The organism is Candidatus Cloacimonas acidaminovorans str. Evry (assembly GCF_000146065.2).
GTDB classification, from domain to species: Bacteria; Cloacimonadota; Cloacimonadia; order Cloacimonadales; family Cloacimonadaceae; genus Cloacimonas; species Cloacimonas acidaminivorans.
Window position 1 is genome coordinate 1,284,686 of the sequence record NC_020449.1, and the last position, 16,467, is coordinate 1,301,152.

Annotated in this window: 9 protein-coding genes; 1 reads left to right on the forward strand and 8 read right to left on the reverse strand. The window is 36.2% G+C overall.

Features of this window, described 5'->3' with window-relative positions:
- Positions 1 to 2: 2 nt before the first annotated feature.
- From CLOAM_RS05185 to CLOAM_RS05210, 6 genes are read right to left on the reverse strand one after another with little or no spacing between them, the layout of a single operon-like run.
- The gene (locus CLOAM_RS05185) at positions 3 to 1,079 is read right to left on the reverse strand and encodes an ABC transporter permease (protein ID WP_015424816.1); all 1,077 of its coding nucleotides are present in this window, start codon (positions 1,077 to 1,079) and stop codon (positions 3 to 5) included.
- Between the two features lie 8 nt (positions 1,080 to 1,087).
- Complete coding sequence (locus CLOAM_RS05190; protein ID WP_015424817.1) at positions 1,088 to 3,277, reverse strand: ABC-type transport auxiliary lipoprotein family protein; 2,190 nt, start codon at positions 3,275 to 3,277, stop codon at positions 1,088 to 1,090.
- 8 nt (positions 3,278 to 3,285) lie between these two features.
- The gene (locus tag CLOAM_RS05195; RefSeq protein WP_015424818.1) at positions 3,286 to 4,518 is read right to left on the reverse strand and encodes an MlaD family protein; all 1,233 of its coding nucleotides are present in this window, start codon (positions 4,516 to 4,518) and stop codon (positions 3,286 to 3,288) included.
- Between the two features lies 1 nt (position 4,519).
- Positions 4,520 to 5,914: a UTP--glucose-1-phosphate uridylyltransferase gene (locus tag CLOAM_RS05200; RefSeq protein ID WP_015424819.1), complete on the reverse strand. Its 1,395-nt coding sequence runs from the start codon at positions 5,912 to 5,914 to the stop codon at positions 4,520 to 4,522.
- 2 nt (positions 5,915 to 5,916) lie between these two features.
- Positions 5,917 to 7,926 (reverse strand): urocanate hydratase, encoded by a 2,010-nt coding sequence (locus tag CLOAM_RS05205; RefSeq protein WP_015424820.1) that lies wholly within the window; start codon positions 7,924 to 7,926, stop codon positions 5,917 to 5,919.
- Between the two features lie 16 nt (positions 7,927 to 7,942).
- On the reverse strand, positions 7,943 to 9,223 hold the full coding sequence (locus CLOAM_RS05210; RefSeq protein WP_044278968.1) for an L-cysteine desulfidase family protein: 1,281 nt from the start codon (positions 9,221 to 9,223) through the stop codon (positions 7,943 to 7,945).
- A 586-nt stretch (positions 9,224 to 9,809) separates the two neighbouring features.
- Between CLOAM_RS05210 and CLOAM_RS05215 the strand changes: the two genes are divergently transcribed.
- Positions 9,810 to 10,193: a hypothetical protein gene (locus CLOAM_RS05215; RefSeq protein ID WP_015424822.1), complete on the forward strand. Its 384-nt coding sequence runs from the start codon at positions 9,810 to 9,812 to the stop codon at positions 10,191 to 10,193.
- Positions 10,194 to 10,228: 35 nt separating this feature from the next.
- On the opposite strand, the gene CLOAM_RS05220 is transcribed toward CLOAM_RS05215, so the two are convergent.
- Together CLOAM_RS05220 and CLOAM_RS05225 are read right to left on the reverse strand one after the other, a co-directional pair.
- The gene (locus CLOAM_RS05220) at positions 10,229 to 13,324 is read right to left on the reverse strand and encodes a DEAD/DEAH box helicase family protein (protein ID WP_015424823.1); all 3,096 of its coding nucleotides are present in this window, start codon (positions 13,322 to 13,324) and stop codon (positions 10,229 to 10,231) included.
- A gap of 5 nt (positions 13,325 to 13,329) precedes the next feature.
- Positions 13,330 to 16,326 carry a DNA methyltransferase gene (locus CLOAM_RS05225; RefSeq protein WP_015424824.1) on the reverse strand — a complete coding sequence of 999 codons (2,997 nt, stop codon included), beginning with the start codon at positions 16,324 to 16,326 and terminating at the stop codon, positions 13,330 to 13,332.
- Positions 16,327 to 16,467 lie beyond the last annotated feature (141 nt).

A 16,467-nucleotide genomic window follows, 5' to 3' on the forward strand; every position in this document is an offset into this window, starting at 1 on the left:
AATTATAAATAGAGTAAGCTGAAAATAGCATCCCAAATGATGACAGCAAAGATGGAAGCAACAACAGAAGAAGTAGTTGCCTTGCCAACACCCTCTGCTCCACCCTTAACTTGAAAACCACAATAAGCACCAATTATAACAATTGTCCAGGCAAAAATAACACTCTTGCCAAAACTGGTTACCAAATCTTTCAGGGTAAGAACATTAATGGAGCGTTGAACAAAAGTATAAACGCTCAAATCCAAATAATCAATGGCTATAAGTCCACCTCCAATTTCCGAAACCAAAATGGAAAACATCACCAGAATCGGCATTACAACAGTAATTGCATGAAACTTGGGAACAACTACATAGCGGACAGGGGACAAAGCCATAGTTTTTAAAGCATCAATTTCTTCCGTAACTTGCATTGTGGCAATTTCGGAAGCAATGGCTGATCCACTTCTTCCGGCAACAATAATTGCCGTAATTAAAGGAGCAATTTCCCGCACCATAGCAAATGCCATCAGGTCTGCTATAAAAACATTTGCACCAAAATTAGCCAATTGCACCGATGCCTGCAAGGAAAGTATAAAACCCACGATAAAAGAAAGCAAAGATAAAATAGGCAATGCCTGCGAACCCAATAAAGAACATTGAATGGTGAAAGAGCCTTTACGCTGACCCTTTCTGCTGAAAATACCTATAACTGCCCAGTAGAAAACCTCCGAAGCTAATAGCATTACATTATAGAAATTTTGTCCTGCTAAGACAAGAGAATCCCCTATTTTTTCAAAAAAACCCATCTTTCTTTCCGGAGCAGGAACCTTAATTTTCAGGGAGGAAAAACTATCTATAACCTCTTGTATTTCAGGAGTTGCGCCTTGAAATAACAATATCCCTTCTGCGGATAAACGGGTATTTAATTCATCCAGAAAAGCCACTCCTGCACTATCTAAAACATTAATATTACTTAAATCAATGGTATTGGGACTTTGATGTTTTAGAAGCGAATTTACTTCAATGAATGTTTCCGGAACTGTTTCCGCATTTAAACTTCCTTCCAGATATAGAATATTATTTACTATCTTGCAGGACATTATGCCTCTTAATAGAATAGAGATAGCCGCAAGAATGTGGTATAATCATATACCGTCCAGGGTTTTTTGGCTTCATCATAAGAAATATTGAATTTAACATCTAAAGAAATGTTTCTGAACAATCTGAAATTTATCCTGTTTTCGTTTTCCAAACTGTAAGAATGATCGGGTTCTCCCATCCGGAAAAGAACATCCAAAGTAGAATTGATGCTTACAAACTTGAGCAGATTCAAGGCAGAAAGAATAACTGTGGATTCAATACCTTTGGAACTGCTGTTGGGTTCTTCTTTATACCTTTCAAATTCATAATTTACTCCATCTAAGGAACTTGTTACAGTTTTATCAAAAACATAGCTATTTTTATTATAATCCTGAGCCCAACCGTAGCCAACGCGTAAACTTGTTCTAGCATTGGGACTGAAATTAATTTGATAGGTTAATCCGATTCCTTCTTTCAGTCGTAAAGGATAGAAGGCAATTTTGGTTTTTAATTCGGACTGATTCAAAAGCAGAGATATTGTATCGCCCGCAGAATTTTGCAGCATTATATTTTTGTTTTCCGAAAAAAAGGTGTTTTCCTCAAATATATGGGTATTCAAATTCATTCTTCCATAAAAAGCAAAATTCTTAAGAAACTTGCGCTCTTCCAGCGGATAGAACAAAAGAACACTTTTCAGGGAATAATCATCAGGACTAAATACTAAATCCTGATTGGAGGTTAAATTTAAGCCAATGTCATAGATGCTTCGGGTAGTAAATTGAAATGGCTTAAGCAATTCATGAGTATCAATGCTGTTATCAAACTGCCCGGAAAGAGAAGCACTGGTAGTAGGTTTGTGTTTATCCACATTATTATTGGAAGTTAAAGAAATATTACCATGAATTGCTCCCCGGTGAATTCGTTTTGAACCCAAACCTATATCTTCATCGGCAAAAACACCTGCTCCAATTAAAACATTACCTTCAGCAGCAGGGTCTACAATCATTGTCAGGGTCTTTTTTTCACCTTCCGCTAAAGTAACAGTGGCAAAATCCCTCAAATCACTCCAGGAACCACCTCCAAGCTTTACTAAATAGGAACCCGGAGGTAAAATCCAAAGTTTATCTACAGCGCCAACTTCGTCTTCTCCCATACTGAACATACCCCCGCTGTAAATTTTATAGCCCTCGCCGTCTGTATTTTTTTTCCAAAGATCATAGCCCATTCGGACTCTGGCTTTAGATTCATCCATAACAACTATTTTCAGCTCTCCCCAGTTTGGCTTTACAACTGTTCTCTGACGGGGTAAAATTTTAACGGGAATAATTAAATCACCCATTTCACCAATTATTACTCTGTAATTACCAGGTGTTAGCAATGCCGGCACACCCATAATTAATTCATCCGTAGAGATTACCGTGTTCAAAGAGTCCAATTCTTCAATAGTGTAACGAATTTGCTCCTCTGTTTGAGTTTTAGTAATAACCATCAGCTCTCCAAAGTCAAAATCTGTTTCCCTAGCTATCATTTCTTCATAAACATACCTGGCAATCGGAGAAGTTGAAGCAGCCAAAGATTTACTTTCAACAGGCAAACCACTGAAATATAAATTGCATTTTGCAGCAAAGAGGTCTGTCTCTTCCATAATCATTTCATTAAATGCCTGCACCAGATAGATCATAGAAGGGTCTATAAGTTCCATAGTGCGTTCACCCTTATGACTAAAAACAATTCTTTCGGAAGTGGAATCCCGCAACACAAATTCCATATTTAAATAAGCTCTGGGTTCTGTGCCTGCAATCTTTTCAATGTTATAAACCTTTGTCTCCAGAAAATAGTGGGGATTTTTTTCCAGCTGTTCCCCTCTGGAAACTGTTCCAAAAATATTATATGCTTTTAAGCGCTGGACAATTAAATTGGGAATAGCATCACGTAAACGGGTTGCCCAAACATCCGTCTGCAGAAATTTCACATTATAGAAATTTTCTTTCACTACAATTTGACTTCTATCATAAGTTCTATTCAGAACAGTATCCAGCACTTCCAGATTTTTTCCTGTATTTGTAGTACGGCGCAATTCCGGTTTTTCTGTTCCCGGTTGATATTCCAAAACATAATAGTTTACAGGAGTTCTTTCCACTTTTTGCAAACACCCGGTAAGCAAAAGTAGAATAGCCAGAAATCCTGAAAAGATGTATAGACATTTTCTTTTAAGCATTATAGCTCCTAATTTCCGCGTAGTAAAATAGCAGGTGTATCTGCAATCTGACGAGAAAATTCATTCAGGTTTTCACTCGTCTCGGTTAAAGTACTTAAAATTTCCAGCAGGTCGCCTTGTCCGCGCGTTACAACTCTATTAAGATTAGAAACCAGAGTTCCTGTTTTTTGGATAGTTGTGGAAAGTTCAGTGACCATACTTTTTAAATCTGTTCGGGAAAGTTCGCCACTAAGTTTACCAAGGTTGGTCATTAAGCTGTCAAAACCTGGAGTATAAAGAATGGCATTAACCTGATCCAATGCTCTATTGATATTATTGCTGATAGTTAATATTTCGCGTGTTGTCTCTAAGATCATTTGATCACTATGTTCACCAACTGTAGAGACCTTCAAATTTGCCTCGCGAATTAAAGCAGAACCATCATTTGTCAATTGAGTTAAGCTTGTTTCCAGTTTTGCAGTTAGTTCCTCCAGTTGTTGATTTACATTATTGGTAACATTAATCAAACTTGTCTGTGAGGTCTCGGAAACATTTTGAATATTGCTTGTTGCACTGCTGGTGATGGCATCAAGATTTTTGGTAAGATTTTCTGTAACCGCGCTTAGGTCTTTGCTTAGTTCTTCTGTTAAATCCGCAGTATTATTAGCTATGCGACTAATACTTTGCATAGTTGTAGCCAGGTTTTCATGGGTGTCTTTTAAAATTAAACTTGTTTGAGCAAGTATGGTAGAAATATTGTTTCTGTTTTCCTCACCGGTTATAGCATTCAAGTTGGCAGCGATCATATCAATTTTATCTACAATGGATTTTGCCCTTTCACTAATATCTTCCAATACCGTTGTTCCGGTTTTAATGTAACTTTTGGGTTTTAGTAACTTTGCTTCATTAGTTCCACCCCTTAGCTCCACATTTTTCAGTCCGGTAATTCCGGATAACAAAAGAACCGCTTCGGTATCCTCTTTTATAGGAGTTCCTCTGTTCACGCTGATAGTAATAATTATTTTGGTTACATCCTTGGGGTTAATTTTAACATCTTCCACCCTGCCAATTTTTATTCCGCGATAATTAACCGAACTGCCAACTTGCAAACCGCTTACAGAATAGTCCTCAAATTCAATATAATAGATGTCTTTCTTTTCCACTAATCTGCTACCTGCCACAACTATGGCAAAAAGTATTATCAGGATAGCTCCAATGATTAAAAAAATACCCAGACGGATTTTAGCGGCTTTGGAAACCATTTTATCCTCCTGTCCGGTCTTTAGATTTGTTAATTGCAGAATCCAAATTTACCTCTCCGCTAAGTAAACAGTTTTGAACAAACACGGGAGAACTGGCTTTCAGGGTTACTTTTCCTTCACAGATAACATCCTCTCCGAAGCTTACATCGCCATAGATTTTCAGTTCTTTGCATTCGCTTAAAGAAGGAATACCTTTGCTGAATCTTTTTTGCAAATCTTCTATTTTACCGTAATATTTCTCATCCAGTTCAATTACAGGTGCCTTTTCTACGCCTCTTTTCAAAACAATCTGATATTGTTCATTCAGTTCATAAGCATCAGACCAGAGAGCTAAAAGTTCATTTGTTTTTTTCACCGGCACAAAACGCTCCCGACTTACTACTAATGCTTTAGAATTATTGAACACACTAATGGCTGAACCCATTGCTGTTTCCAATTGATAAACCGGAGTTCCATCCACAACTTTAGGATTAACAATTAACGGTAACAACATCAAACCCTCATTGGCAATCATTTGCCATTCCAGGGCTCGGAGGTCAATCCAGATATTATTGGTGTTGAAATATTTATAATAGTCAATATCCTGAAAGCGAGGTAAATCCTCTTCAGGACATTGAGCAATTTCTCTCAAAAGCAATTGTCCCGATTTATCTTCACAAAGGTGACCGCCTTTTTTATCCATTTGACTGCGTAAACAGACCTCCATTACGAAAGGAATATTGTTATTTTCCATATAAGCAGGAATTGATGTATCTACAACAGCTCCCAGGTTATCAGCATTAGAAACAAAAGCATACCGGTAGTCCTTGGCAATCATTTTATCCAGTAAATCCCCTAAAGCTGTATAAATATCGCCATGCCCCGGAGGATTCCACATTAATTTTGTCTCTTTATTTTCGTAAGGCATAAGAGTATCCTGACGAATACGGGGAAATTTATTCTGCAAAAAAGATAGAGGCAAATCCTGCTTACCTAAATCAGGATATTTTTCCAGGTATTTTAAAGTATCGGCTTCGGTATTGAAACTATTCATAAACAACAGGAGAACATCATATCCGGAAAGTGACCTTAAAGTAAGAACCTGCCGACTGATAATATCCAGAAAGTTCAGATTATTCTTCACAGGCAAAAGTGATTTCGCTTTAGAAAGCCCCATACTTGTTCCCAAGCCACCATTAAGCTTAATTACAACTGTATTTTTCAATATTGAAGTTCGGGACAGATGTTTTATTTGTTGATAATCAATTAGATTCTTTTCCGAAGGCGGTCTTATTGCATCTTCACCAATAAGCCCTTTTTCACCCTTAACAAGTTTCTGATAATATGCCTCAAAAGTCCGGATAACCTCATCCCTTATGCCTTCCTGTTTCATCAACCGGATAAAGGGAGTGCTCATATTTATGCTCCAAATTCCTTATTTACAAGATATTTTACCATTTCTTCGTCCACCTTTTCTGCCAGCGTTATATTGCCTTCAGCACTGTGTTTTTCATTCCAGGCAGTTCCGGTTTTAATTGCACCTTCATTTTGAGCCCAAGCTCGGCGCGCAATTCCCCCCATAACATCCCAGGAAAGACCACTTTTTACAACTTCATCCATTCTTTCGCTGCCATCCAAAACAATTCCATTTCCACCATTGATACAACGGCTAACTCCAACTCCACCTCCATTGGAAAGAACTACCATAGTCATTCCTCTGGCAACATTTCCGGCAAAGCAATGGGTAGCCATTTCTGCCATTAAATTTGAGCCGTCATAAATATTGGCTGTTTCGCGGAAAGGAGAATCCGTCCCTGAAACATCGTGATGGTCTCTTCCCAACATAACAGGACCAATTTCACCCTTACGAATCATCTCGTTAAATTTCAGCCCAAGTTTAATTCTGCTTTCTTCATCGGCATAAAGAATTCTGGCTTTAGTTCCCACCACCAGTTTATTCTCTTCCGCAGTGGAAATCCAATAGTAATTATCTCTATCCATAGCACTACGATTGGGGTCTATCAAAGAAATAGCTGCCAGGTCTGTTTTATGCAGGTCTTCATCTTTTCGGGAAAGACAAATCCAGCGAAAAGGTCCGTAACCATAATCAAAACAAATAGGACCCATAATATCTTCTACATAAGAGGGCCAAATAAAACCTTCGTTGGTATTTATTCCGTTGCGGGCAATTTCTGTTATCCCCGATTCAAATACACTTGCCATAAAGCTGTTGCCATAATCCCAAAATTTAGAGCCCTTAGCAGTTAAATTTTTCAGCACATTAAAATGCCTGCGCAGTGAAGCATCCACTTTTTGCTTAAATAATTCAATATTTTCAGCCAAAAGTTTACGCCCTTCTTCATAAGAAATTCCTGCAGGAGTGTAACCACCTTCATATACAGCATGACAGGAGGTCTGATCGGAAAGCAATTCCACTTTTATGTTATGCTTATCTATGTATTCCAGTAAATCAACTATGTTACCATAATAAGCAATGGAAAGCGGTTTTTGGGTATGTCTGGCTTCGTCTACCCAGTTAAAAATCTCTGCCAAATTACTGGAGACCTTACTAACCCAACCCTGATTATATCTGGTTTCTATTCTGCTTTTATCCACTTCGGCAATAATTCCAATGCCACCAGCAATTTCTATTGCCTTACTTTGCGCACCGCTCATTCCTCCCAAACCTGATGAAACATATAAAACCCCTGCCAAGTTTTGGTCTTCCGGAATGCCTAAATATTTCCTGCCTGCATTCAGCAAAGTTATATAAGTTCCATTCACAATTCCCTGAGGTCCTATATACATCCATCCACCAGCAGTCATTTGACCGTAATTTGCTACTCCTAATGCAGTTAGGCGTTTAAATTCAATCGGATTATCCCATTTTCCAACTATTAAACCATTGGTAGATATAACTCTTGGTGCTTCCGGACGCGAAGGAAAAAGCCCTAAAGGATGTCCCGAAGCCACAACCAATGTCTGATTTTCCGTCATTATTTCCAGGTATTGTTTAATTAACCTATATTGCATCCAATTCTGACACACCTGCCCTGATTCTCCATAAGTTACCAGTTCATAAGGATAGAGCGCCACATCAAAATCCAAATTGTTATCAATCATCACTTGGATAGCTCTGGCAGGAGTAATGCCTTTATATTCATCTATCGGTTTGCCGTAAATATGACCTTGGGAACGATAGCGATAACCGTAAATTCTACCTCTGGTTTTCAGTTCCTGCAAAAATTCCGGTGCCAGAACACTATGTAATTCTTTGGGAATATAGCGCAGAGCATTCTTTAAAGCCAGGGCTATATCTTTTTTGCTTAAATCCAATCCCCTGTCCGGAGCTCTACGAATATTTGGTTCAAAAGTTGGCTCCGGAGGAAGTTCCGCAGGTAAATGGACTTCATATTTTCTATTAGGCATTATTTTTTTATCTCCTTTATTTTATCTTGTTTAACATAATATTTAGAATAGTACTGTCGGCATCTTGCATTCCCTTATTTACAAAATAAGCTAAATTGTCAATAGTGCCTTCTATGCTATCCGTAATTATGCCATCATTGGAAGAAACACAAATTCCTGTTTTCGCTAAAAGAGCAGCTTGAACGGCAGCACTTGTAGTTGTGGCAACTTTTAAGGAACAACCTTCTTTAGCACCGTCACAAACCATTCCTGCTGTATCGGCAATCATATTTTTAATGGCATATTCAATTTGAGGATAGGTTCCTTTTAAAAGCATAACTATGCCACTTGCAGCTCCGGCAGAAGCAGAAAGGCATCCGCAAATACAGGAAAGAATGCCGATTTTTTGTTTTATATGCACACTCACCAAATGCCCCATAGCTAAAGCTCTGATTAGTTCTTCTTGGTTACTGCCAAGTTTTTCGGCAACTGCAATTATAGGCAGAGTAATAGCCAACCCCTGATTTCCGCTTCCGGAATTACTAATCACAGGCAAATTGCATCCGCTCATTCTGGCATCAGTTGCAGCCGCAGTTAAAGCCATTGCATAATGATGAATGTCATCACCCAAAAGACCGCTATTTATTTGTTCCATAATCATCTTGCCAACATTAATACCGGATTTGTTGGTTAAGCCAAAATCTGCTATTCTCCGGTTTAAAATCAATCCCAAATCAATTAATTCCAATTTATCAATATCCGTATCCCTGCAAAAATCGTAATAATCCTTCAAGGAAAAAGCGGATGGTGATATTAAAAGGGGTGCTTCTTCAGCGCCTATTTCGTTGTGTTGCAAAATATGCTTATCTTTTTCCCAATGATACAACCAATTATGACGCCAACGTAAAATTGCCTTGCTTTCAGATTTTGCTGTCTTTAAAGAAGCTTCAATCCATATCTTTTCTTCCGTTTCTTTCATTTTGGTATTAATTCTTTTTTCTGCCAGCATTTGTTTGCCCGCGTTGATTGTTTCCGCCTTTAAATCTAATAAAACCTCCAGACCCTTTTCCGGCTCGGCAACTAATATTCCTAAAGCAAAAGCAATTTCCAAACCCATTAAATTTGTATTGGGAATCCCAACTCCCATTCCGTTTTTTAAAACATTAGGGCTTACAATCAAATCGGCAGAGATAATTGTATCCTTTAAAACACTTGAAGCATAAGCTCCTGCTAAAGCAACAGCTGCCGGTTCCGTACACCCTAAAGCAGGAGAAACCTCTTGTTTTAAGAGTGCCAAGATATTTTCTGTATCCTTCATCACCTATCCTAATATTCATTTTTGCTTTTATACTATTCTTTACATCGGTTTTATTCCGTCAAGCAAAAAAGGAAAAAGGATTTTTCACTGAAAGCACCGAAAAAAAAGATAAGCACGCAGATTTCGCTAATAACGCAGATTGAATGGTCATGGGACGAACAGGATTATTTTAGCAGAGGGCTGAGGGCTTAGAGCAGAATTTATATTATATTTTTAATTTCACTTTTTTGCAGAGGCACAGTGTCCTCCGACTAAACCTTTTTTACCGCCGTCCTTAGCCATAAGCACCAAAATTGTTCTTTCAAAAGAGATAATTTCAAGGCATAAATGACTCCTGACTTACAAGAAAGTTGGCGTCTTCTTATACCCAACAATATATTTATGAAGCTATATAAAAAGTTTTAGGGAACTTCATAGCCCTGTTGTTTGTAGAATGATGAGGGCATTATTCTTTCTGGAAAAAAAGAGAAGCTTAGGCAAGTTTCGGCTAATAAATCCAGAATTTAGATTGACAAAGAATATTATTCATAAATTGTGAAAAAAGTAAAAAGAAACTATGAACTCTTAATCCAAAGGGGAGGAAATTATGGAAGATAAGACCAAAGCACTCTGCGAAGAATTGATGTTAATCATTATGATAATATTTAATGAAAGGGGAAAAGGAATTCTGTTTCATTCTTTATACCCTGTTTTTAATTATGGCTTCGGAACGATATCCGATTTATTAAAGGTTTTAGTAAATGAAGGATATGTAAATGTGATTTTCGATCTAAAGGAACAACCCGAGGATTACCCTGATGAATTTTTACCAAAGGAAGAACAGATAAAAAAACTTCATCTCTGTAATCACTACTCTACTTATATTTTCCCTACCTCAGAAGGATTGCAATTTGTAAAAAACAATCTTAAACAAGCAATAGAGGAAAATAGAGAAATTAAGTTTACCGGCCTTTTACACCCCTTAAAATAATAAAAATGGTAGAGAGGATACACCTTAAGGTATATTTATTCGCTTTTATTTGCGCTAATGCTCTTTTCCAGAATATCAAACAATCGATCTTGCCATCCCGACCAAATAGAACCCAGAAAAAGAATATGATTATTTTCATATTCCTTTTGGGAGGTAGGATTTACCAACCCTTTAATTAGTGAATCATAGGGAGTAATAGAAAGGACAAAGGACTCCAGAATAATGTCTTTATTTCCAAGTTGTTTTTCTATTTCTTTAATTTCTTTGTGTAATTGCACTTTTTCCGAATCCAAACTTTTCTGATGTTCCAACCCCTTCGGGTCAAGAAAGCAAATTATCTGTTTATTTTGATATTTAACCCACATAATAAAATCGGGATAGAAACCGCTAAGATTGAAGAAACCGATGCCTGATTTAGGAAAATTCCTCAGCAGGTATATTTCCCTATTGGTAAATTCATTTTTATTCATCAGGTATTTTTTTAACCCAGAGATAAACTCTTTTTCGCTTTCTACCAATCCTTCCGGATGCATTTTTTCTATCTTTGTATCTCTCAATAGGATAGGCAAGTAGAGATGTTTATCAAAGTAAATTCTGGGAAGTTCTTTGGTTTCTTCTTTCATTAATTTATCCAAATCCTGGACCAATGCCTTAATATTTGCAATCAATTGGTTGTTTTCTTGGGTTTTGCTTATTTGAATAGTATAATTATATCCGTCATCAGGTTTGGCAAAAACGCTTAAAGCTGAATCATCGGTAACGGGTGCATAGTATAAATGTTCCATCTCATATTTTTTTAAGTGAAAGTTATAGAATTGGTCAATGTATTTCTTCAGTAGTTGCAGAGCTATATTTTCCAACCTTGGTATATCTTCAATTGTGTTAACTTGCAGAGTTTCCGGAGTAGCTAATATCTTATATTTACCGGAATAAAGCAGATAATTCTTAATAAAATCTCTGTCCAATATCAAATTCCAGTATCCCCGTTCCAATTTATACTCATATAACTCCAGCCAGATTTTATTCCAATCAAAAAAGAGATTAAGCTTTTTCCTTGCATCGTCATCAATTGCCAGCTTATGTTCCTTTGTATTAATAGCAATATTGGAACTGGCAATACCTTGTGCATTGCGTTTTTGGCTAAGGTAAGCGGATAATTTAGGCATCAGATCAAGGGTTATGGAGAAATTCTCCTCTTTTAAGAATAAAACTTTTTCCTTATTGAAATCCACATCTTTTTTTGCTAAGGTATATAGAGTTTCCCATTTTTCCACATTATTAGGTTGAACAGGTATTTCAATGGTTTCCAAGTCCATTTCTTCTTTACTTAGTGCCTCTAAAAATTTGCTTAGATAGTCCGCCCGGATTCCGTAAATATTCAAATTCTCCAACTGTTTTATATCCTTTTCCATACTGCGTTTCAGGGTCATATTTTGTCCCTTTAAACGAACTCCTCTACCGAAAAGTTGAATAATTTGCGGTCCTTGTCCTGTTCCTATATTTAATAAGCCCATAGAGGATACTCTCCAAGTATCCCAGCCCTCAATAAATTTCTTGGAACCGATAAGGATATTAACTGAAGAATTAGGTGCTTTAATATGGTCAAACAGCGATTCCGAAATAGCGTCCGTTTCTACCGGTAGTCCTATTTTTTCCAGTTGCTTTTTAAAACTAAAAACATCGCCGATATTGATAACGCCAAAGTATTTATTTTCTCCGGTTTTTAAGCCAAATTCACCTTTAGCGCTTTTCAATTCGTAAATACCAAAACCGCCTTTCCCGCCAAAAATTTTAGTGAATAAATCCTCTATATTCAGTACTTTCTCTTTTATATATGTGAACTTATTAGCAAAGATGTCTTCTCCGCTTTCGTTTTTAAATTCCGCTTTTCCTGTTAAAATAGCTGTCAGCTTGCTATTTACCCAAGCGGGGTCTTTGATTACTTTATGTAAAAAATTGACAATTTGGACTACATCGGATTCTTCTTCACTACCGGTAACCGTTGTTCCCACAAAAATCCACAGGGGTTTTTCCAGATTTTGTTTTTCCGCCAGCCCTTTTCTATCCTCAAAGATAAGCGATTGCTCATAGAAATCAAGTAAATTGGCTAAAAACATTGTTTCCTGAAATCTGGTTTCCTCTACTTTAATATTTTTCGCATTTATCACGGAAAAATCCTTGCCATAGCCATCCAGATAAAAGTATTTATAGGAATAATCAAAAATAATTGCCTTGGCATATTCCTGTAAGGTAACCTTATTTTTCTCGCTTAGTATTTGTCCGAAGGTTGCGCTATATTCAAAAACCATTCCGTTTTCAGCCAGGGTATCTCTCAATTTTGCCCATTTTTGTTCTTCCGCTTTTTTCCCTTTATGTCCTTCATCTACGAATATCAGTTTTCTTCCCTCAAAAGCATTTATGGAGATAGTTACTCCCCCTCCTTTTTTGGTTTCCACCAATTTAGTCATTTCAATTACCAAAACTTCATCTTTATTCTTTAAACTATCCGTAAAACCATAATTTTCATAATAGAGACGACAGGGAATTCCGCTTTTTGTTAATTCTTCATAATGCTGTTTGGAAAGACCTTCATTGGGAGTTATCAACATAATGCTATCGGGAGAAAATAGTTTATAATGCAAAAACTGATAATAATTGATGTGCATAATTAAGGTTTTTCCCGAACCGGTTGCCATCCAGAAAGCTATCTTATTCAAATCATCTTCAGTAAAAGCATTTATTGCTTCTACTTTATTTTCCTTTTTATAGCGTTCTAAAAATTCATTCAGATCATAGATAAAATTGGTCTGATTATTTTTTATGTTATCTAACAGGATTTCTGTAAAGAGCACTGCCAGATATTGAAAATACTTTAATCTAATCGGTTCCCGATGTCTATTTATTTGAGATAAATAACCCTCAATATTATCATCATAATGCCTAAGTTTATTTATAGCTATAACGCTCTGATTTGCCTCGTTTATCTTGTTGTTAAAATAGATAAGAAGAACCTCCAAATAGTTATCCTTATCATTAACATCTTTCAGCTTATCCTGTAAGTCCTTAAATTCACTTACTCCCAAGAGTGATAGCAGATATTTGTTCAGAACCAGATACTTTTCTATGTTCATTTTTTTTATCCCATCAAGCGTTTAAATTCACTATCCGTAGAGCGAATTTCTACCCGTTTTTCACCCCAGTCCGGAGTCAGGTTATTCTGTCCGTTAATATATACAATTTGCGGTTCCCAATCTTTCAATTGTTCCATAATGAAATCCCTATCCTTATTATAATCATCCTCATTCCAGTTGTCATTATAATCTCTCCAGACAACTGCTATTTCCTGACTGCCTTTTTGCCCTGAAATAAACAAATATTTCCTGCCCTGATTACGCACCTTCATTCTTTTAACTTTCAAGCCCAAAAGGTAATTGAAGGTCTCCGGTAGGTCAACTACTATTTCCTGAGGTTCGCCAACTTCTTCTAAATTCACTTTCAGCTTATAGGAAAAAGGTGTTTTCAATTTTTCTATATTTAGCAAACTGGAATTTTCTCTTGTTTCAAAATCTATAAAGTAACGGAATAAATATTCATCGGATAAACTCAAATCTATTTGCTCACTCTCTGGTTCTTTAATTTCCAGATTATCCAGAGTGTCTTCATATTGCTCCAATACCTGATATTGGAAAAATCCCCCGGCTTTATGTTCATTATACTTTTCTTGAACATCTTTCTCTTTGGAAATACCCGATTTGTCATAAAACAAGACCTTCTTCATCCTGGGCATAACCACACTCCAAAAATGTTCGCCCATTTCTATACCTATCCATTTTCTTCCTAATTTTTGTGCTACAGCTGTCGTGGTTCCTGAACCGAGAAAGAAATCCATCACTATGTTTCTTTCATCTGAAGTGGACTCTATAACTCGCTTTAATAGTATCTCTGAATTCTCTGTGGGGAAATCCCAATTAAATGAATATCCATAAAAACCTGTCCAGTCATCTGTAAGATATATAATGTCAGGTTTTAACATCTGAGGATTTCCTCGGGAACTATATCTTAGTAATCCATCATTTTCCATTTTGTTAATTATTACCTGGTTAGGAAATCTCCTGCCTTGTCTAGGTATAATTTCTTTTCCTAAAATTATTTTTGCCCTAGACAATACATTTCCTTTTTCATCATACTTTAAATTATTGGGGGAGAACATATTAATCATATCATTAGGTACTATATCCCATTTTTCGCCTTCCATGTCCAATGCTCTCCATTCTTGTTTTTCCCTATTTTCCGTTATATGACAAAAAAATACATTATTAGAATTTTTACAATAACATAATATAACATCATGCCAAGAGAGTAGTACTTTACCTTCTGTTTTCATCCTTACTGATTTATTTACAATAATCTCATTCCTAAAGTTATCTTCATAAAATATGTAATTCATAACCGGTCTTAATACCCAATTACCATTATAGTCACAACGCACAAAGATACTTGCGCTGTCTTTCATAATATTTTTTGCTAAGGACAATCTATTTTCTAATAAACTTGCCCAGGTAGAGTCCTTATATTTAACATTGTAAAGGTAATCGGCGTCTTGTTCTTTATTAAAGGGAGGGTCTATATAGATGGTTTGAATTTGTTCTTTAAATTTGGGTAAGATAGTATTCAGAGCTTGCCAGTTCTCGCTTTTGATAAGTAAGCCATCCAATAGTTCATTCAGGTCTATATGTTCGGTCAATTTTTCCAGAAGTGTGTCTTGGAAAGTAGGGCTGAAGTATTTTGTATCCAGAGGTAATTTTTTATATTCGGTATCAATTAAGTCCTTTCTAAAGTAGAGGTCTGCTTCTTTTTCTATTTTGCCGAAGCCGAGTTCTTCCCATTCTTGCAGTTGTTTTTGGTTTTTCAGGATTTCCTTTATAGTAGAGGTGAGGAATTCCTTATCCGTGTATTGGCAGATTCTATCCAAAGAGATAACATAATTGGTGCTTAAAACGAATTTTTTCTTTTCCCACAGGCGTTTTTGGAAGTTCTCTATTTGAGCCAGGAAGTCAATTATATCTGTTCCTATATCTCTAACCACTTTGGCTCGGGTGATATGTTTATCCAGAAATTTTGCCTGCTCCATGGTATCTATATTCAGAACTTCGTCTTTAATGAAGAATTCCAGTTGTTCGGAAAGAAACTTTTTGAGGTCTTTATGAATGAAATAGTCCTTAGTGTTTTTAGAGGTAAATCTGTTTAGCTGATAGAGCAATGTCTCCTGAATTTTTATATATTCACTTTGCATACTATGAGCTGTGTATATATCTTTTATACCTTCCACAATAGTAGTATAGTTCTGCTGATTTATCTTTTCCTGTTTAGAGGAATTGCTGCCTCCTTCCACTTGGTAAGCGTTAACTTCCTTTTCCTCTAATTCTCTATATTGAAAGCAGATAAGCAAATCATTGTTTTGTAGTTGCCAGGGATTTTCTTCATCCAAAACAAAAAACCTTTCTTTAGTTGCCTTTTTAGAGCCCAATTCTTCTTTGGCAGCAACAATACGAAAGATAACTCTATGATTTACTGCCTTGAAAGTGTAATCCCGAAAAAGGACACCGGTTTTGGTATAATACTGATCATAATTTGCCCAGTATAATTTTACTTCTTCTCCGTCATAAGGAATAGCGTATTTGAATTTTTTATTGGAATAACGGTATTGGGGAACAAAATCACCTTCTTCATAATAGCGGGAAAAGAAATTAAACAAGTCGTTAAATACTTGGAGTTTAATTTCCTCAATTTGCTCTATATTCTTTTTCCGTTCAAGTAGTTTCGTATATTCTTTCCCTAAGTTTGAATCGGCATATTTTTCTATAATTTCGCCTGCAGGTGTAAAAGAATTAATCCCAATATTTTCGGTTATTACCTTCTTTTGCTTGTCAATTTGTTCATCCAGATTTTTATCAATTTCTTTTTCGTATTTGGCAAAGGAATTCTTAACTCTGGTAACGAGGTCGTCTTCAATAAACTTTTTAATTCTGTCTCTTTTATAATTCAAAATGCGGTAAATACCGAAATCCAAATCCGATGTTTCAAATTGAAAAAGACCTTTCAGTAATTCCTGAAATTTCGTAATACTATCCATTATAACCTCTTTTTGGGTAATAGAGCAAATATAAAGCTGCTTACTTTATAAACAATAATGCCTGAAATACCTGTTCCTGTTTTTCTAAATAACTTGTTGTTATAGTGTAATACACTTTTTCTTTTCTATTTGATGGCTCTA